This is a genomic window from Nocardia flavorosea (assembly GCF_015477805.1).
Taxonomy (GTDB): Bacteria; Actinomycetota; Actinomycetes; order Mycobacteriales; family Mycobacteriaceae; genus Nocardia; species Nocardia flavorosea_A.
In genome coordinates this window covers 354,800-373,926 of sequence record NZ_JADLQL010000005.1, presented here as the reverse complement: position 1 = coordinate 373,926, position 19,127 = coordinate 354,800, and the positions used below count along the sequence as shown (strand labels likewise).

The following is a 19,127-nucleotide window of genomic DNA, read 5'->3' as shown; positions in this document are numbered from 1 at the left end:
TCAGTGGGCGCCGGCCAGATGGCCGGACAGCTGCTGGTGCCGGGCCACCGACGCCGCGTTCAAACCGAGAATCTCCACGCGTTTCCCCTTGGCCGCGTATTTGGTGGTGATGGCATCGAGGGCGGCGACGGTGGAGGCGTCCCAGATATGTGTATCGGACATATCGATCACGATATTGGGTGGGTCGCCGGCGTAGTCGAACTGATAGACGAGGTCGTTGCTGGAGGCGAAGAACAGTTCCCCGCGGACCTTGTAGACGCGGGTGTCGCCGTCGGTTCCGGCCGTGGTGTCCGGCGCGACCTCGGTGAAATGCGCGACCCGGTGCGCGAACGCCACCATCGCGGTGAGCACCCCGACGATCACTCCGTAGGCGAGGTTGTGGGTGGCAACGGTGACGCCGACGGTCACCAGCATGACGGTGGTTTCCGCGATCGGCATCCGGCGCAGCGTGGCCGGTGCGATCGAATGCCAGTCCATGGTGCCGACCGACACCATGATCATGACCGCGACCAGCGCCGCCATCGGAATCTGCGCGACCAGCCCGCCGAGTCCGACGACCAGGATCAGCAGGAACGCACCGGCGAGGAAGGTGGAGATGCGGGTGCGGGCGCCGGATGCCTTCACATTGATCATGGTCTGGCCGATCATGGCGCAACCGCCCATACCGCCGAAGAATCCGGTCACGATATTCGCGACGCCCTGTCCCCAGCCTTCGCGGGTCTTGTCCGAATGGGTGTCGGTGATGTCGTCGACGAGTTTGGCCGTGAGCAGTGATTCCAGCAGGCCCACCAGCGCCATCGCCAGCGCGTACGGGGCGATGATGCGCAGTGTTTCCAGCGTGAGCGGCACATCCGGCAGCAGCGGAATCGGCAGGCTCGACGGCAGTTCGCCTTCGTCGCCGACATTCGGCACGTGCAGCGCGAACACCAGCGTGACCGTGGTGAGCACGATGATCGCCACCAGCGGCGCCGGGACGGCGGTGGTGAGTTTCGGCAGTCCCACGATGATCGCCAGCCCCACCGCGATCATCGGATAGACCAGCCACGGCACCCCGATCAGATGCGGCAACTGGGCGAGCAAGATCAGGATCGCCAGCGCGTTCACGAACCCGACCATGACGCTGCGCGGTATGAACCGCATCAGCTTCGCCACTCCCGCGACGCTGAGCGCCACCTGGAACAGTCCCGCGAGGAGCACGGTCGCGATCAGGTAGTCGAGTCCGTGGTCCCGCACCACCGGCGCGACGACCAGCGCGACCGCACCCGTCGCCGCCGAGATCATGGCGGGCCGGCCGCCGGTGATCGCGATGGTGACCGCCATGGTGAACGAGGCGAACAATCCCACTCGGGGATCGACGCCCGCGATGATCGAGAACGAGATCGCCTCGGGAATCAGCGCCAGCGCTACGACGAGGCCGGCCAGTACCTCTGTCCGGATTCGTTTCGGGTTGCGCAGCGCCGCCGCCACCGAGATGGCGGGGGTGTCGGACCGCTGTGTCGTCGGCACTGTCGGTGACTCCGTTCATAGGACACGCGAGTGCGCGGGCGAATACGGTCGCCGCGCGGAATTCTGTAGGCGAAGCCGAGTGGGTGGACTGGTGCGGGCCGACTACCGGCCGCATGGCCGGGCATCGATGATCGGCAACCACTGCGGCGACCACGAATCTACCCTTACGGGAGGGTAGGTTTGCAAGCCCGGTGTCGGAAAAGTGGCCCACCCCTCATGTGCCGGAGGCGCGGGCGGCCGGGCAGCGGAATGCGAAACGCCGCCGAGCGCTGGGCTCGGCGGCGTTCGGCAAAAGGTCGGCGTCCCACAAGCGCCTCTCGGCGAGTGGTCGCTCGTAGCGACGAAGGGGTGCGGCCCGGGGCTGTTCGGACGCCGGCACCGGGGTTCAACCACGCCGATGCGTCCGCTATTTCCGCGGCGGATGTGACGCCGGCTACCAGCAGCGTACGATCCGGACGGCACCTCGGACGCCCGGGCCGTCAGACCGCTATCCGGGCAGTCGCCAGCAATTCGTCGACGAACCCGATGGCTCGGCGTTCCAGTGCCTCGTAATGGGCGGCGCGCGTGGCTCCGGTCAGGGCTTCGTCGAGTAGGAGATTGCCCTCGGCGTCGAGTCGCTGCGGCTTCTCCTCCGCGCCGGCCAGCAGTCCCACCGACGAATGCGTCAGGCCGCAGTAGTAGGCGATACCGTCGTCGAGTTGCGCGCTCAGCGCCTGCTGCATCAGGCCGACCACATCATCGTCGTCCGCCGCGCCGGCGAGCCCGAGCCACAGCATCCGCTTACCTGCCAGCCGGGGCTTGCTGCGACCATAGGCGAACCCGTAGTTCCACACGCGGTCGATCCAGCCTTTGAGGATCGCCGGAACCTGCATCCAGTACACCGGGAACACCGCGACGATCACATCGGCGGCGAGAATGCGGCGCATATGGCTTTCGACCTCGGGGGAGTAGGTCTTGTCCCGGTTGTTCCAGTCGGGGAGGTCGGCATCGGTCATTCGGGGATCGAAATTCTCGGCGTTCAGGTCGAGCAGATCGATCCGGTAACCCGCGGCGGTGAGCCGGCGGGTGGTGAGCCGGGAGATATGGGCGGTCAGCGAGTCGGGTCGGGGGTGGGCGACGACGACCAGTGCGGTGCGGGTGGTCGCGGTGTCCGCAAGCGCGGTAGATGACACGGAATCCTCCAGGGTGATCCGATTTCTCGGCTGTTCGGTCGGTTCTATTTCACCCGGAATCGGATGGACGATCTATGGACGAAGATCCACATTCGATAGGAGTTCGTCTACGCTCGGCGATGTGGACCCCTTGAGCACACTGCTGGGCGGAATCCGGGCCGAAGGCGCCGTACTCACCCACGCGGTGCTGGAAGCGCCGTGGACCATCCGGTTCGCCGACCGCGCACCGTTGACGATGATGACCGTACTGCGCGGCGGCGGCACGCTGCTACTGCCCGACGGCACCGAGCGCGGGATCTCCGCCGGGGACACCGCGGTGGTGCGTGGTAACGAACCCTTCCTGCTCGCCGACCGCGCCGGTTCGGTCACGCTCCCGCACACCGAATACGAGATCGCCTGCTTCCTCGAAGAACCGAAATGCGAAGCCGCCTTGGGCGAAGGGCGCTGGGGGAACGATGCGGCCGGCGAAACCGCGTTGATCGTCGGCGCCTACCGTGCCTCGGGCCGCCGCCACGAACGCCTCCTGCGAGCGTTACCCGCCGTCCTGGTGGTGACCGACGATGCCGAGACCTGCGCCTGGATGTCCTCCGTCGCCGCCGACGCCGCCGCCCGCCCCGCCGGCGCCCAGGCCATGATGGACCGCCTGCTCGACTGGGCACTGGTTTGCACGCTGCGCGACTGGTTCGACGGTCAGGACGCCGCCGCCCCGGGCTGGTATCGCGGCCCCGCCGACCCGGTGGTCGGCCCTGCCTTGGAGGCCATGCACAGCCGCCCCGCTGCGAGTTGGACGGTCGCGTCTCTGGCCGCGAAAGCCGGTGTGTCCCGGGCATTGTTCGCCAAACGTTTCACCGACGTCATGGGCCAGTCACCACTGGCCTACCTGACCGAATGCCGGATGGACGAAGCCGAAGAACTCCTGGCCGATCGCGATCTCACGGTCGCACAGGTGGCGAAGGCCGTCGGCTACGCGGACGCGTTCGGTTTCAGCGCCGCCTTCAAACGGCACCGCGGGTTGCGACCCAGCGATTTCCGCGGCAAGGTCGCGAGTTTCTGAGCACCGGCGACAAATCTCCAAGCCGCCGGTCATCGCGGCTGCCCATACTCGCTTCATGGTTATCGAGCAGATCACCCCGAAACTGGTCGTCGAGGGAGCCGATAAGGCCATCCGCTACTACAGCGAAGTTTTCGACGCCGTACTCCGCCGGCGCGACGAGGCCGGCGGGCGAGTCGTCTTCGCCGAACTCGGGCTGCCCTGCGGGGCACGGTTCGAACTGAAGGATGCCGACGAAGTCGACAAGGACCCCCTGCGGCTCGGCGGCCGCGGCCTGCTGCTCACGGTGGTGGCCGACGACCCCGACCGGCTCGCCGAACGGATGGCCGCGGCCGGCGGAGAGATCGTCTACGAGGTCGCGGACCGTCCGTACGGGGCGCGACAGGGCCGAGTGCGGGACCCGTTCGGTCACGAATGGATCGTCGGCACGCTGATCCCGGTCGACGCCGGATAGGTCTGATTCCGCGACGGGCATCCCCACCCGCGAACGTCATTCCGAATCTGTGGGCCGCTCTCCGGTTGTCATGGTGCCCGATGGATCGGTGGCTGTGATCGTCGGACCGGGGCGCGGCACCGGTTCCCGGGGGCCGAGCATGATCTCGTTGTCGACCATCAGAGGTCGACCACCGGTCGAACCACGCGCGTATTGCGCGGGCCGTGCCCGGCGGAGTGCGGGTATAACCGGCCGGAACAGACCGAACCCCGGAAGCCGACTGGCGTTCCGGGGTTCGGCAGCTCGGAAACAATGGTCCTGAGCCTACGCAGATTTGGGGTGGAGCAGTACGTCCCTCACTGAAGTGGCCGCGCCGGCGACCCGGGGCCGAAATCGTCCATCGAGGGGTTGTACGTCGGTGTTGTTTACTCGGTGGTGCCCGGGGTGCTGGAGGATCCGGTGGCCAGCAGCTCCAGCAGCGGGCCCAGCGAATCCGCCGACCCGGTCGCCGGCGCCTCGCCATCGATGTCGGCCGGAGCCTCGGCCGAACCGGACAGCAGCGGCAGCAGTGCGTCCGCGGAACCGGTGACCGCGCCGGGATCGGTGCCGCCGTCGGTGACCGGGGTCGCCGGGGTCAGCTGCACCGGTGCCGCGGCTGCCGTACCGGCCGCACCGAGGCCGGCGGCGGCGATGGAGACGGCTGCGGCGAGGGTGCGAATACTGCTGTGTTTCACACTGTTCCTTTCAGAGGTGTCCCACGTGGGACGTTGTACTTACGCATTCTTATGCCTGAGAGAGTGCGAAGTGTTACATCAACTTCTCGCAAGTTCTTCGTTCGGGGAGTGCGGGCCGACCACGCGCCGCAGGTCGAAGTGACAGTCTCGGAGCCGAAGTCACGAATTTGTCCGCAACCGAAAGGGCGCCGACCAGAGGCGATACCCATGAGTTATGGCTATAACAGGTGCTGGCCGGCTCGATGGTGGTATCGAGTGCGGCCGCCGAGACAGCGCCGATCGGGCCACCCGCATGCGGATCCCCGGGAGCGCCGCATCGCCAGGAACATCCCGCTGCGCTTGTCGAGCGCCGCTGACTCAACCCGGGATGTGGTGCGGTGCGCAGACCGCATTCGGCGAAAATTCGCGGGTGGTCCGCGGCCGCAGGAACCCGGCAACGCGGGCGGGCCGGCCTGATGGGAGGAGAACTGTGAGCATCCTGTCCGGCGATCTGCGCACGCTGAGCTACGAGACGACGCTGTACTTCTGCCCCTCATGACGATGGAGATCAGCCGGCGTCAGCAGTCCGGTAGCCCGGCGGCGATCTGTCCCGGCCGATTCACCCGCCGGTCAGCGACCTGATATCGATGCCGGCCGCGCCGATGCCCCGAGGCCATACCCCGCCGGTGGCCGCGTTCACAGCCGCCGGTAGTCCGTGCAGATCCTCCCGAATAAAGGAAGATTCGGGATACGAGCGTCAAGAGTTCGAATCACCCGGCACGATCCCGCGCTGACGCAGTACGGGGTATGCGGCGGTGATACCGATTTCTGTGGGGCGGCTGTTCACCGGCGCCGGCCGGGGATGGCGTCAGACCTGTTCGATGCTGCCCTGCACGGGAGTTGCGTTCTTGACGTTGTCGAACATCGGTGAGGTCGCTTCGGCGGCGGCCCGGATCTCTTCGAGAACGTCGGCGGGAGCGTCGGTGTCGACGTGTACCACATAGTTCACGCCGCTGAACCCCGGCCGGACTTGCTGGTCCAGTGCGAGATAGCCCCGCAGATCGAAATCGCCGGTGACCTCGATCCGCAGATCCCGATACTGCACACCGCGCTGCACTGCCTGAGTCACCCAGCCGATGGTGAGGCAGGTGCCGATGGCGGCGAGTACAAGTTCCATCGGGTCGATGGCCTTGTCGGTGCCGCCCAGGGGGGCCGGCTCGTCGGTTTCGAGGGTGAACGAACGGGCGGTGGTGCGGGCTTGCGCGCCTTCGGTCCAGGTCGTCACCGTGCGGAACGCGCCGGCGCCGGCGCTTGCGTCTTCGGCGACCGCGGCCTTGGTGGCCTCGTAGGCCGAGATGTCGAGCGAATGAGCCTTCGTCATGGTCACCCCTGTTTTCACGCTGAACAATGATTTGTCCGGACGATTGCCGTATCGTACGGACTATTGGCTTTCCAAGTATGTCTGATCGGAGCCCGTCACGCTGCCCGAGCCGGGGAATCGGGTGCGTACGAGAGGAGTTGCGGTGCCGAAGGATTCGGGACGTGGACCGAGTTTGTGGTCCACGGTGCTCACCGACCTGCGCGCACGTCTGGCGGCCGGCGAGTTCGCCGATCGCTTCCCGAGCGACCGGGAACTCATGGCGCACTACGGGGTCAGCAGACATACGGTTCGAGAAGCGGTGCGGCACTTGGAGGGAATCGAGCGCCGTCCACGAGTGGGCGGACGGGTGACCACCCCGCCCACGGTGCTGCGCCGGTTGCTCGACACCCTCACCGCGCTCGGCGTGCGGACCTCCACCAGCACGCCCACGACGAGTGAGCACCACTCGGCGGAGATCGCCGAGCGGCTCGACCGCCTCCCGCAGACACCGCTGACCGTCCACGCGGGCGTACTGATCGCCGACGGACTACCGCTGATCTATTTGGAGAACTGGTCCGACACAGCGGATTCGGTACAGACCGAACTCGTCGGCATACTGCTCGACGGATCCGGCCAGGAATCCGGCCGACTCGACGTTGTCAGCCAGACCACGGTGCCCACCGTTGCAGAGCACTCGGTCTGCGCAGCGCTCGGCATACCGACGGGCAGCGCCACTTTCTGTATCGAGGCTCGCCTCGAATCCACCGAGGGCGCGCCGATCTGGCAACGCGCGTTCGTCCGACCCGACCGCTACCCCTGCATCCTGCAGTTCACAACCACGTGAGCGAGCCCATGTCAATGCCGATGCCTGCCCTGCCGTCCCAGTCACAGAAATACATCCGCCGCCCGGTCGGTGTGGACACCACCCGACCGAGTATCGCCCGCGTCTACGACTACAGCCTCGGCGGCAAGGACAACTACGACGTCGACCGGACGGCCTGGGCGCATATCGAACACGCCGCGCCACGGTACCGCGAGGTCGGCCGGATGAACCGGCGCTGGCTGCAGCGCGTGGTCCGGTATCTCGCCGGCTCGGCCGGGATCGATCAGTTCCTCGATATCGGTGCCGGGCTACCCACAGCGCTCAACACTCACCAGATCGCGCAGCACGAAAACCGCCATGCCCGAGTGGTGTACGTGGACAACGATCCGCTCTGTGCCGTGCACGGCAGCGCACTACTCGCACAGAACGACAACACTCGCTACCTCCGCGGCGACCTCCTCGAATCCGGCACTTTGCTCGAGAACCGCGATGTGATCCGGTACCTCGACCCGGACCGGCCGATCGGCATCCTCGTCTGCGGGGTACTGCAACACCTCGACGACGATATCTGCCCGGCCGAGGTGATGGGCGAGTACATCACCCGCCTACCGGCAGGCTCGTTCCTGGCCGTGACGAGCTTCTGGGACCCCGCCGACGAAGATCGCGAACTCCACGCCCTGGCCAACCGGCTGGAGCACGCCTTCGCCGCAAGCGGCCTGGGGCCGGGCCGGCACCGCACCCGCGAACAACAACTGCAGACCTTCCACGGACTCGAACTCCTCGCCCCGGGCCTGACCGAACTCGACGACTGGTGGCCGCCCGGACCACCCGTCGGGCCACGGGCACCCGAACAACGACTCGTGCTCGGGGCCGTCGGGTACAAACGACCATCCAGGCCAACCCTCGTTCATTCCCGCTGACGCGTACGGTCCTGCGGCCGGAAGCCGTGGCAGCCGCTGCCGGGGCAGAGTGGTGAACCTCCGTTCGGCCGGCTCGACGCTCCTGCCTCGGTGTAGTGCGGCGTAGAATCGGCTGCGTTAGAGGTTGCCCTTATGCGACAGCGATGGTGGATGTGGCTGGCCGCGTTCCTGACGACAATGGGGATGTGTGCAGTTTCCGCGTGCAGCGGTAGCGGCACCCGGCCAGAGCGCGGTCCGCCCGGCCCCGGCACCTCGTCGACGGTAGGGGCGCCCGTGCTGGTCGCGAAGATCGACAACAGTCCGCAGGCACGGCCACCGGTGGGACTCGGAGCCGCCGATGTGGTCTACGTGGAGCCGGTCGAGGGTGGTTTGAGCCGGTTGGCCGCTGTGTTCTCGACCGATAAACCCCCGGTGATCGGGCCTGTCCGAAGTGCGCGGGAAACGGATCTGACGTTATTGGCGCAGTTCGGCGACCCGACCTTGGCGTCCTCCGGTGCCGCACCCGAGCTGGTTGCCTCCGTCGATCGCGCCTCGCTGCAGAACGCCTCGGCCGAGCGGCAACCCGGCGCGTACTTCCGCGATTACAGTCGCGTCGCTCCGCACAATATGTTCGTCTACTCGGATCAGTTGCCCGTAGGCGGCGGCTGGCCGCAGGCTTCACAACTGCGCTTCGGTCCTACGCCCGCCGGTGGCGAGCCCACACAGCATCAGGAAGCGCGGTATCCGGCCACGACGATCGGTTTCGACTGGTCACCCGGGCAGAACCAGTGGCTGGTGTCCATGGACGGTGCCCCCTACACCGCCACGGACATCGGACGGGTCGTCGCCGGCACGGTCGTATTGCAGAGCGTGCAGGTGCACGACTCGGCGGTCAGCGATATCGCGGGCAGTGTGTCGCCGCTGGTCGAGACGACAGGTAGCGGTCAGGCGCTCGTACTCCGGGACGGTCTGGCGTTCCCGGCCGAGTGGTCCCGGCCTTCCCTTCAAGCAGGCACGACCTATACGACCCCGGCCGGTGCAGCCATCCCCTTCGCTCCGGGACAGGTCTGGACGGTTCTGGTACCAGCGCAGCTCTGGTAACCGCCGGCGCCACATCAGCAGGCGTGTGGTGCATCTTTGTCCCGACAGAACCCCGGAGCCGACCGTTATGCCCGGTTACCCCAGCCGCCGCGATCGCACTCCCGCACGGGCGGGCCGTACACCGGCCCGCCGCATTCCACCGGATTCAGGCCGGGCACGTCTGTTGCGACGGCCGGCCATCGCAGGTCAGGCGTATGCCGCCGAAGCCGCCGTACCTTCCTCATCGGACCGGGTACCGCCCGCCGTCTGCGCTTGTGGCTCGGGCCTGCCGATGAACAGGCAGATCGCCGCCACGATCAGTGCGCATCCGATGAACCAGCCGACCGCCAGGTTGAACGAGGACAACGCGGGCGCGGTGGTCCCCCGAACTGTCGACAACGACAACATCACCGATACGATGGCCACCCCGATCGCCGAGAACGCCTGCCGGGCGGTACTGAGGACACCTGTCGTGACGCTGGTGACGTTGTCCGGAACCGATTCGATCACGATCTTCGGATAGCCGGTATAGGCGAATGCCGTGGCAACGGCCCCGACAGCGAAGGCGCCGATCATGAGGGCCAGCGACTTGTGGCCCACGAAGATCATCAAGTTCGATACGACGAACAGACCGGCCCCGATGAGGAAGACCGTCCGTCCGCCCCACCGGCCCGCGAGCGCTCCCGCAACCGGCGAGGCCGCGAAACCGACGAGCGCCGCGACTCCCGCCACCAGCCCCGTCACCGTCGCGGTCATCCCGAGGCCCACCGGTAGCGAGGCCGGGGTCTGCAGAATCATCGGAGTCACGATCTGCACAGCTCCTACCGGCCCGAGGGCCAATACCGACAATGCGATCAAATTGAGCGACATTCTGCGGTTCGCCAGAACGCGCAGATCCACCAGTGGTTCGCGCTGCCTCAACTCCCAGAAGGTCCACACGGTCAGGATGACCAGGCCGCCGACGATAAGGCCGACCACTCGAAGACTGGACCACCCCCACGCCGGGCCCTGGGTGATGCCGTACAGGAGCGCGATCAGACCCGGTGTCATCAGGACCGCGCCCACATAGTCGAAGCGGGGTAGATCGGATGAGGCCCGGGACTTCGGTAGCGCGAATACGACCACCGCGGAAGCCACGACAGCCAGCACCGCGGCGAAGATGAAGATCATATGCCAGTCGGCGACGTCGAGTAGCACACCGGCGATCAGCGAACCGCCCGAACCGGCCAGCAGCGCCGCACCCCCGATGAATCCCACGGCAATCGAAACGTTCTGGGCCGGAAGGACTTCCCGGGCGAGACCGTAGCAGAGCGGCAGAATCGCACCGGCCGCCCCCTGGACACCGCGCCCGAGGATGATCGCCGCCATCGAGTCACCGAACACGCTGATCAGCGAGCCGAGGACCGACACCAGCATCGCGAGGACAAGAACCTTCTTGCGGCCGTACATATCACCGAGGCGTCCGCCCACCAGAGCGGTCGTGGCCGCGACGAGCATATAGGCCGTAACCGACCATCCGGTCGTGGAGGCCGGTGCCCCGAAGATCTCGCCGAGCCTGGGCAATGCGATGAAGATCATGCCGGCTTCGAACGCACTGACCGATTCGGCGAGAACCAACGCCGTGATGATCAACGCCGGTGATCGGAAAACCGGTGTATCACCGGGCCTCCCAAAAGTGGTCCGGGATGAAGGGTCGGACATCGGTTGTCCTCCTGAGACGAGACGGCCGGACCTGTGGTTGTTCATCGCAGGGAACTCTGACCCACGCTTGTGGGACAAGACAGCACGGTGATCATCACGGGTTCGGGATTCGGCGGCAGAACCCAGCGGACCTACGGCACCGCGGAATAACTGCACCGGCACCGGACACCGCGACACGACGCGAACCGAAGGCAGGCTTCGTGATGCAGGTCACCGACAGCCGGCACAACGGACGATAAGGTCCGTGCCGGAAGACCGACCGTCGCGTTTCCGTTCAGCGGGAAATCCCGCCCACCGCTCGGTGGAACGCGCTGCCGAGGTGAGCCACCATCCCGGCATTCCGATCACATGGCAGCGGGTCGAGCGCGGATCATGACCCATGATGCCGGGCGAAGTTGACCGAGCTGGAGTTCGACCGCGCTGCGGACATCGACCGGATCGCGGAGGCATCTGGGGCGTCCCGGCCGGCTCGACACGTCAGTGCACCGCGACGCAGACGCCGCCGGAGAACATCGAATCGTGGAATTCCAGGGCTGCCGCCTGGGTGCCGACGGGGACGTCGAAGGCCAGGGTCACCGAGAATTTGTTGCCGGGGTTGATATCGGTGTAGACGTCGTCGTTCAGGTAGATCTCGGCTTCGGTGTCGTTGGTGAATTCGCGGCCTTGGGCGTCGATGAGTTTCTGGTTGTCACCGAAGTAGGACTGCGGCCGGTCGCTGGTGTTGGTGACGTCGATGTGGACGAGGATGAACTCTCCCTGTGCGGTTTTGCTCAGGTAGTCGCCGCCGACCGATTTCGCCGGCGGTTCGACCGCGGTGACGACGAACGCGAATTTGCCGTCGCGTACTTCGGATCCGGCGGGTGCGGGGGCATCGCCGTCATCGGGTACGGAACCGGCGGTGATGCTGCTGGTGGGGTTGTCGGCGTCGTCGGCGCTGGTGGCGACGAGGCCGGCGCAGCCGCCGCAGAGCAGGATGAAGAAGCCGAGGACGCCGAGGACGATCCAGAGCGCGGTGCGGTTCTTGCGCGGGGGCTGCGGGTCGGCGGAATCGAGTGCGGGCAGGCAGATCCCGTCGACTGGACGACGGGACTACTTATGCCGCGGAAATTTTGGACGGCACGACCGGCCTGGCCGGGCCGTTTCGTGCGCGCGGTAGAACACTAAACGAGACGTGAAAACATTGTCAATAGAGAACTGGGGCGGGGGTGGAGGTTTCGCTATCTGCTGAACCGTCCCAGCAGTTCGGACGGTTAGTCCAGGTACCGCTGCCGGATCGCCCGGCCACGCTGGTTATCGCGTTCGGCGGACGAGGCGGACAAGGTCTTCGCCGCCAGCTCGGCCAAGGAAATGGCGTCGGTGGATCGGCCGGCCAGCCGGATGAACCAGTGATGGTTCTTCAGCAGATCCAGCTGTTCTGTCGCGTCGAGCCGGCGCAGTTCGGCGGCCAGTTCCGCGAATGTCGGATGCTCGTCGCCGGTGCGCTCGAACAAGGTCGCCAGTACCGCTGCGGTGAGAAACGCGTTGTTGGGGGAGTGGCTGCTGAAAACGTCGAGATCATTGACGGCCTGTTCCGCTGCGGGGGCGATCGGCACGTAGCGACGGTCCAGGACGGGGTCGCGATCGGCCAGCCAGTCCGGCAGCTCGAGCCGGGCTTCCCCGACGAGCGATTCCTTTCCGAATACCTCGCCGAACACGGTGTGCGCGAACTCGAGCATGGCCGTGGGTTCGCGGCCACCGCCGAGGGTCGCCGAAGTGGCCACCGGCGTGATACGCCCCAGCGGCCGGGCCCGGTCCTCGCCGGTGACCGGGGACGATTCGGTCCAATACGATTTCACGGCCGATCCGAGCCGGCGCAGCAGCATCGCGACATCGGTGCCCTGGGCGCCGTCGTAGTGTGGAACTCGTCGAGCACCACGTACTGCAGCGATTCCGCCGACTGCCTCCACATCGCGGCACGGTCGGGCCGCAGCAGCAGATGATCGAGCATCTTGTAATTGGTGAGCAGGATATCCGGCGGCGAATCGTGCACCAGCCGGCGAATCGGTGATCAACCCATCCGCCGAAACCAGGGTGCGCCCACCGGAACTCTGTTCGCCGGTGTACAGGCCGGCGGTGACACCCGACAGCTCCGGATGCGCTGATCAGCCGCGCGAGCCGCTGCTCCTGATCGTTGGCCAGCGCGTTCATCGGGTAGATGATCAGCGCCTTCATCCCGGCCACGCGCCCTGCCTCTTGGCCCGCACGACATGATCGAGAATCGGGATGAGGAACGACTCCGTCTTACCGGACCCGGTACCCGTGGTCACCAGCGTCGGCTGCGGGCGCGCCTGGAACTTGGTCGACAACCGCTCGAACGCTTTGGCCTGATGCCCGTACGGCACGAACTCGTCCGGCAGCCAATCCAGGCGCATCCCCCAGTTACCGCGGGCCGGCGCGAAGGGGAGCCGTAACCGGACGTAGGGGCCCTTGAACATGCCGTCCCGGGCGTCGCCGACGAAATCGGAGAGCGCGGCCTGGGTATCCGGATCGGTGAGCGCGAAGGTGGTCGCGAGGTAATCGGTCAACCCTTCACGCAGCCGGTTGGGCTGTACGGTCGGTAGGAGAGCCCCCACAAATGCTCCTGAACTCGCGGTCGACGCGGAGGGTCGGGCGGATAGTCAGCCCGCTGACCAGTCGTTTCGCCGTCGGGCATCGCATCGGATGTTAGCCCAGGTACCGATCGCGTGACCCGCGATCGCTGCCTCCCGGCCGAACTGCATACCGGTCGCAACATCCCACAGCCCCGCGTCGATATACGCCGCATACACGTTGCGAGGAGGCAACCTGATGGTCGTTACTCTGCGCCGAATAGTTACATGTCCTCGTCGTCGCGGCCGGGGAACTGTCCCGTTGAGGATCGCCGCGGGCATTGGTAGCCTCTCGCGGAGATGGAGTGAATTCGGAGGGGGACCGGGCCAGTGGCGACAGTCCACATCGCTCAGGCGATCAGGCGCAGAAAATGGCCTAACACATCACTTTTCGCATACTGCATAGTCCGAGACGCCAGGGGGCAATCCCTACCGGGGCCAGGCGGTTCCGCTCAGCGGGTGACAACGAGTCTGTGAGCACGATGAAAACTCTGCGCCTTCAGTCCGCTTTGTTGACTGCGGCGGTCGTCACGGTATGGGTGACGGGGTGCAGTGAGTCCGGGGGCACCGAATCCGAAGGCCCGCAGAACTGGCGTGATATCGATCTGTGCGCGCTCGTGGAGCCGAGCGAAGTGGCGCAACTGGACAACACCAGGGAGGGGGAGGAAGCTGTGCCATCCGAGCGGTCCGACGATACCGTCGGCAACGGGTGCAGTTGGGGCGACAGCTGGCGGGATTTCCTGTCGATCTCCATGAAGGACCGCGCTGTTCCTGATCATGAATCGCCCACCCATGTGCGCTACGTGGAGATCGACGATCGACGGGCCTCCGTCACCAACGAACGAGGCGGTAACTGCAGCGTGTGGCTGAAGTATCGGGACGCGGAGATGGTGATCACCATCGAGCCCGATGCGAGCAAGACGGATGTGGACCTCGACGACCGTTCCCAGGTCAGCTGCGATGTGCAGATGCCACTGCTCAGTTCCATCGTCAGCCGAGTCGATCTTCCCTGATAAGCAGCCCGACACTGTTGCCGTGGTGGCCATGCACGTGGAGGGCTCTGTTCGTCGCAGGCGGCCGGCGAGTCAGTGTCGTCCTGCGTGCCGACGGCTACGTCACCGCTGCAGGCAAAGACGAAGCCGAGGACGGCCACGATGACCGCGATGAGCCCGATCGTATTCTTCTGTTTGTTCGGTGCTGCCGGTGGGCCCGAGTACGGGCCGGTGGGCGATGCCGGAGGCATCGGTGGAGGTTGAAGGGGAGGGCTGGTCATGGTTGCGCACCTCGAGTTGTGTCCGCAGCTCTGCGGCGGGTTCGGTCAGCACGATTCATGCCCACTCCTGCCCTGGCCATATGCGGCGTAGGCTGGGTGCGCCAGAGGTTGCCCTATGCAGCAGCGATGGTGGGTGTGGATTGCGGCGTTCCTGACAACTCTGGGAATGTGCGCCGTTTCCGCCTGCAGTAGCAGCACCCGGCCGGAGCGCGCTCCACCCGGCCCGGACTCATCCTCCCCGGTACGGGTTACCCGTGCTGGTCGCGAAGGTGGACAACAGTCCGGATGCACGGCCACCGGCCGGGCTCGCAGCCGCCGATATGGTCTGTGTTGAGCCGGTCGAGGGTGGTTTGAGCCGGTTGGCCGCCGTGTTCTCGGCTGATAAACCCCCGCTGACCGGTCCTGTCCGAAGTACGCGGGAAACGGATCTGACGCTGTTGACCAGTTCGCCGACCCGACGTGGCCTCTTCTGGTGCTGCACCCGAGCTGGTCGCCGCCGTCGATCGCTCGCCGCTGCAGAACACCTCGGCCGAGCGGCGGCCTGCGGCGTACCTCCGCGACTTGTGGTCCGGCGGCTGCTGCGGCACCGGCGCATGTGCACACATGAGTTCCGCTATCGCAGCCCGTATTTCGAGTGAACCGTATCGAATTCGCTTCGGCTGCAACGTTCCCTGTACTCCGCTGAGGTCAATCCACTACCCTGTCGCGAGGTCATCACCGTCGAGCACGGTGGCTCGCAAGGGGGAACAACACTGAAATTCGACGCTCTACCTCATTTCGACAGTAAGCAACTGCTGAAAGCGGGTACGCGGCAGCATTGGCCGAGGGGAGCGGTGCTGCTCCATGAAGGCGACCTGTCCGATAACGTCCTGGTGGTCGAACAGGGCTGGGTCAAGGTGAGCTCTTCCGCACCCAGCGGAAAACAGGTTGTCCTGGGTATTCGCGGTCCCGGGGATTTACTCGGTGAGCTCGGCGCCGTCGACGGGAGACCGCGGTCGGCGACGATCACCGCCATCTCGCCAGTTGTTGCTGCGACCGTGCAGGGAACCGCTTTCCGTGCGTTGCTGGTCGACGACGGTGCGCTGGCATTCGAACTGTTGCGTACTGTGGTCGCCCGGTTACGGGAGGCCGACGTACACCGTTTGGACTACGGCGCGTACACCGTCACCCAACGGCTGGCCCGGCTACTGCTCGAATACGGCCGGCGGTACGGGCGTACCGATACGGACCGGGTGGTGATCGTTCTACCACTGACCCAGACCGAATTGGCCGATGCGGCGAACGCTTCCCGAGAAGCCGTTGCCAAGGCATTCAGAAAACTGCGCACGATCGGCGCCATCAGGACCGCTCGTCGGTGTGTGGAACTGCTGCGGCCCGATCTGCTCGCCGAAGTGGCAGAAGGTGTGCGTCCGAATGTGTATTCGGACGCAGACGCGCGTGTTCCGAACCGGTAGACCTGGGGAACTGCCAGTTCCGCGGGTGCCGTACAAATCAGGAGGAAACATGTCCGAACCCACGCATCGCTCTATTCTCGTCGTGGATATCGAGAATTCGGAGTCGTTGACCAACGTGCAGGTGGAGGCGGTGCGCGCAGCGCTCTACCGCATCATCGATCGCGCGGTACAAGGCGCCGAAAGTCTGGTAGCGCAGGAGGATCGCGGAGACGGAGCGATGCTCGTACTCGAGATCCCGGTGCTGGATGTCCTGGACCGGGTCGTCGGTGGGATGCTGACCGGCGTTCGCGAACACAACGGTACGGCGGGCCCGCTGAACTGGCTGCGGGTGCGTATCGCGGTGCACGAGGGATACGTCGGCAGGGATGCCAACGGATGGTCGAGTGATGCGGTGACCGCGACGTTTCGAATGAACTCTGCGCAGCCCGTCAAGTACGCGCTGGAGCGGGCTCCGCGTGCGGACGCCGTGGTGGTGGCATCGGATTCGATTTTCAACGGCCTGATCCGGCACGGGTACCGGGACACCGTGACACCGGATGAATATGCGAGCTTCACAATGTCATCGAAGAGTGGTGACCGCCGGATCTGGGTTCGCGTACCGGGATACCCAGAACCCCCGCTGCCACCCACCGAGCCGTCGGAACCGACGCCTACCGAACACCGCGCCGACGGAGCGGACACCGCACGGCCGGACTGGGAGGCGGCCACCATTCGCGCCGAGAACTTCATCGGTGGCAATGCTGTTGTCGGCACGCAGGTGGGTCGCGACAACATCCACCTCGGTTCATGAACGGCGCCGACCCCGAGGCGTCCCGGTCTGATCGGAATGACAGCGATGCCGCCGCGGCTGCACCCGGCGACTCCACCGAGTCACCCGGCCGGGCAAGCGATGCGGGTGGGAATCGTGGGCAGGCCGGCGTGGCGAGCCCGGCCGAACCGGCGGAGCCGTCCGATACCACGGAGGATGAGCGGCTCGAGGAAACCCGGGTAGCCGCCACGAGCATGTCAGACGCGGTCGCCGCCCTGCGCGGCGTTCCGGGTGGTGCGAGGCATGTGACGATCCATGCCACGAACTTCATCGGCGGTGATGCCACCATCGGCACCCAGGTGGGCCGGGACAACATCGGAAACGCCACCGGTCGGCGACCCGTGGCGCGGGGCGAGGTCGCCACTGAGCGTATCGCACTAATCGAGCGGGTCTTCGTGGAACCTACGCGGTTCGCGAATATTCGCCGTATCCTCACCACGCAGTCATTACTGCTGCTGCGTGCACCCCGAGGGTGGGGCCGTACAACTGCCGCGTTGCGTGCACTGGACGAGTGCTGCTCGGCACGTATCTACACTCTCGAGCCGGATGTGGAACTACGCTCACCGAACATCGACTTCAGCCCCGATACCGGGTATCTGATGGAATGGTTCGGTCCCGATCAGGCCGGTCGGCTGCACCGGTTCCATCTCGACCAGTTGAGTGCCGCACTGCGCGATCAGGGCTGCCGGATGGTCGTTCTTCTGGATGCCGCCACCGAGCTTGCACCCGATCTGGGGGAATTCCTTGTCGACGGGGATGCTCCGGCAGACGTAACAGAAGTGGTCCGCAGCCATGTGCGGTACCACCTGAACCGCGATCCGACGGACATATTGGACCATCCGGAGCTACGCCGGCTCATCGATAGATACACGAAGGAATGGCCGGCCGCGCGCACACTCGCGCAGCTGGGCAAAGAGCTGGCCGATACCTCGGCCGAAGGTGGCGATATCAGCGAGGTCATCCGTCGCCATCACGCGGCGATCAAGACGGAGTTGCGGCGGTGGTTCGATGAGCAGCTCAGCTCAGAGGCTCGGGCGTTCACCATTGCACTTGCCGTCTTCAACGGGATGCCTGTCTACATGGTGTCCGATGCGGCTCGCATGCTGGCCCGGGTGATCGCCGGCGCGGAGGAGCCCGACCGGACACCCGCGTGGCCGGTATTCGGCTCACGGAACAGCGAACTTGTCGACGCCGCGCGAGCGAGAACGCGGCGATCGACCGAGGAGACTGTCTATGGTGAAATCCCGGTCGATATCGTCGAATTCACTGACGCGAACCTTGCCCCCGAAATACTCGCTCTGGTGTGGCGGGAGTATCACAGCGCCCACGAGCTGGTGCGCGAGTGGCTGTACGCACTGGGCTGCAGCCCCGATCTCCGGGTAGGTGCCCGTGCCGGAGTGGCGGCAGGCTTGCTGTCGATATTCGAATTCGACCATGCGCGTACCAAGCTGATCGAGCCCTGGGCACGCAGCGGTTCCCGATACGGCCGTGCCGCGGCAATGGCCGCGTTGCATTTTCCGTTCTTGTATTCCGATCTGGCTCCGTTGGTATCCCGCATGCTTGCTACTTGGTTGCAGCGCGACCAGCCCTTGGCGCTGCGAGTTACCGCTGCCCGGGCACTGGGCAGCGAGATCGGGCAGGCCATGCCGGATACCGCTGTGCGACGGCTACGCCGTGCGGCGAGGAGCAACCGAGTGTCCCTCCGTGTTGCGGTTTCGTTCTCGATGGCGCAGCTGTTCTGGTCGGATGGCCTCGCCGATCGCATCCTGATGGAACTGTTGCGCTGGACCGAGAGCACGGCCAAACCGCAACTGCGTGACACCGGGTTACGGTGTGTGCTGGATCTGTGCCGGTACCGCTCGGTACCAACCGAACAGAGCGTGTACGACTGGCCGGTGACGCTGTGCCTGACCGGCGCAAACCGGGCCGCAATTGTCACGCTCTTCAGCAGACTCCTCCGGAATCCCGACCACCCGCCCGATACCTATGCCGAAATCCGTGCGTGGGTGGCCGACGCCGAGGAAGACCCGGCGATGCGAGAACCGCTCGCACGCCTCCTGTCAGATCTCGGGGACGCCCTACAGGACGCCGACATCTTCCCGTATTACCTGCGGGAATGGGCCACTGAGCCCAGGGGGCCTCGGCGGGCGGCCCAGGAGATTCTCGCGATCATCGAATCACCGGGACGTTCCGGCTCGAAACAGCTCGAATTGAAGGGATAATCACA

The 19,127-nt window shown here is 65.8% G+C and carries 19 protein-coding genes; 10 read left to right on the top strand and 9 right to left on the bottom strand.

Annotation, left to right across the window (positions count from 1 at the left end):
• The gene (locus tag IU448_RS23320) at positions 1-1,506 is read right to left on the bottom strand and encodes a SulP family inorganic anion transporter (RefSeq protein WP_324188687.1); all 1,506 of its coding nucleotides are present in this window, start codon (positions 1,504-1,506) and stop codon (positions 1-3) included.
• Between the two features lie 479 nt (positions 1,507-1,985).
• Positions 1,986-2,678: an NAD(P)H oxidoreductase gene (locus IU448_RS23315; protein ID WP_324188686.1), complete on the bottom strand. Its 693-nt coding sequence runs from the start codon at positions 2,676-2,678 to the stop codon at positions 1,986-1,988.
• 121 nt (positions 2,679-2,799) lie between these two features.
• Between IU448_RS23315 and IU448_RS23310 the strand changes: the two genes are divergently transcribed.
• Entirely contained in the window at positions 2,800-3,732 is a 933-nt protein-coding gene (locus IU448_RS23310) for an AraC family transcriptional regulator (RefSeq protein WP_195057784.1), read from the top strand.
• 55 nt (positions 3,733-3,787) lie between these two features.
• Positions 3,788-4,183 (top strand): VOC family protein, encoded by a 396-nt coding sequence (locus IU448_RS23305; protein WP_195057783.1) that lies wholly within the window; start codon positions 3,788-3,790, stop codon positions 4,181-4,183.
• Positions 4,184-4,587: 404 nt separating this feature from the next.
• On the opposite strand, the gene IU448_RS23300 is transcribed toward IU448_RS23305, so the two are convergent.
• Together IU448_RS23300 and IU448_RS29445 are read right to left on the bottom strand one after the other, a co-directional pair.
• Positions 4,588-4,896 carry a hypothetical protein gene (locus tag IU448_RS23300; RefSeq protein WP_195057782.1) on the bottom strand — a complete coding sequence of 103 codons (309 nt, stop codon included), beginning with the start codon at positions 4,894-4,896 and terminating at the stop codon, positions 4,588-4,590.
• A gap of 847 nt (positions 4,897-5,743) precedes the next feature.
• Positions 5,744-6,274, bottom strand: a complete 531-nt coding sequence (locus IU448_RS29445) for an OsmC family protein (protein ID WP_195057781.1) — start codon at positions 6,272-6,274, stop codon at positions 5,744-5,746.
• 124 nt (positions 6,275-6,398) lie between these two features.
• Here IU448_RS29445 and IU448_RS23290 point away from each other — a divergent pair, with 124 nt between their 5' ends.
• From IU448_RS23290 to IU448_RS23280, 3 genes are all read left to right on the top strand, one after another.
• Positions 6,399-7,079 (top strand): GntR family transcriptional regulator, encoded by a 681-nt coding sequence (locus IU448_RS23290; protein WP_280459132.1) that lies wholly within the window; start codon positions 6,399-6,401, stop codon positions 7,077-7,079.
• A gap of 8 nt (positions 7,080-7,087) precedes the next feature.
• On the top strand, positions 7,088-7,978 hold the full coding sequence (locus IU448_RS23285; protein ID WP_228813944.1) for an SAM-dependent methyltransferase: 891 nt from the start codon (positions 7,088-7,090) through the stop codon (positions 7,976-7,978).
• Positions 7,979-8,110: 132 nt separating this feature from the next.
• On the top strand, positions 8,111-9,058 hold the full coding sequence (locus tag IU448_RS23280) for a DUF3048 domain-containing protein (RefSeq protein ID WP_195057779.1): 948 nt from the start codon (positions 8,111-8,113) through the stop codon (positions 9,056-9,058).
• 186 nt (positions 9,059-9,244) lie between these two features.
• Here IU448_RS23280 and IU448_RS23275 read toward each other — a convergent pair whose 3' ends face one another.
• The 5 genes from IU448_RS23275 to IU448_RS29610 form a co-directional block, all read right to left on the bottom strand.
• Positions 9,245-10,669 (bottom strand): MFS transporter, encoded by a 1,425-nt coding sequence (locus tag IU448_RS23275; RefSeq protein ID WP_195057778.1) that lies wholly within the window; start codon positions 10,667-10,669, stop codon positions 9,245-9,247.
• A gap of 546 nt (positions 10,670-11,215) precedes the next feature.
• Entirely contained in the window at positions 11,216-11,641 is a 426-nt protein-coding gene (locus IU448_RS23270; protein WP_280459150.1) for a DUF4352 domain-containing protein, read from the bottom strand.
• A gap of 347 nt (positions 11,642-11,988) precedes the next feature.
• The gene (locus tag IU448_RS29620) at positions 11,989-12,573 is read right to left on the bottom strand and encodes a hypothetical protein (RefSeq protein WP_324188685.1); all 585 of its coding nucleotides are present in this window, start codon (positions 12,571-12,573) and stop codon (positions 11,989-11,991) included.
• Positions 12,570-12,767, bottom strand: a complete 198-nt coding sequence (locus IU448_RS29615; RefSeq protein WP_324188684.1) for a hypothetical protein — start codon at positions 12,765-12,767, stop codon at positions 12,570-12,572. Before IU448_RS29615 ends, IU448_RS29620 begins: the two co-directional genes overlap by 4 nt.
• A gap of 178 nt (positions 12,768-12,945) precedes the next feature.
• Entirely contained in the window at positions 12,946-13,350 is a 405-nt protein-coding gene (locus IU448_RS29610; RefSeq protein ID WP_324188683.1) for a hypothetical protein, read from the bottom strand.
• 488 nt (positions 13,351-13,838) lie between these two features.
• On the opposite strand from IU448_RS29610, the gene IU448_RS23260 reads away from it, so the two are divergent.
• The 5 genes from IU448_RS23260 to IU448_RS23240 all read left to right on the top strand — a co-directional run bounded on the left by IU448_RS23260 (position 13,839) and on the right by IU448_RS23240 (position 19,122).
• Entirely contained in the window at positions 13,839-14,378 is a 540-nt protein-coding gene (locus IU448_RS23260; protein WP_195057777.1) for a hypothetical protein, read from the top strand.
• A gap of 514 nt (positions 14,379-14,892) precedes the next feature.
• On the top strand, positions 14,893-15,276 hold the full coding sequence (locus IU448_RS29800; protein WP_195057776.1) for a DUF3048 domain-containing protein: 384 nt from the start codon (positions 14,893-14,895) through the stop codon (positions 15,274-15,276).
• 21 nt (positions 15,277-15,297) lie between these two features.
• Positions 15,298-16,092 (top strand): Crp/Fnr family transcriptional regulator, encoded by a 795-nt coding sequence (locus tag IU448_RS23250; RefSeq protein WP_324188698.1) that lies wholly within the window; start codon positions 15,298-15,300, stop codon positions 16,090-16,092.
• A gap of 49 nt (positions 16,093-16,141) precedes the next feature.
• Positions 16,142-16,882, top strand: a complete 741-nt coding sequence (locus IU448_RS23245) for a hypothetical protein (RefSeq protein WP_195057774.1) — start codon at positions 16,142-16,144, stop codon at positions 16,880-16,882.
• 212 nt (positions 16,883-17,094) lie between these two features.
• Positions 17,095-19,122: a hypothetical protein gene (locus IU448_RS23240; RefSeq protein ID WP_195057773.1), complete on the top strand. Its 2,028-nt coding sequence runs from the start codon at positions 17,095-17,097 to the stop codon at positions 19,120-19,122.
• Positions 19,123-19,127 lie beyond the last annotated feature (5 nt).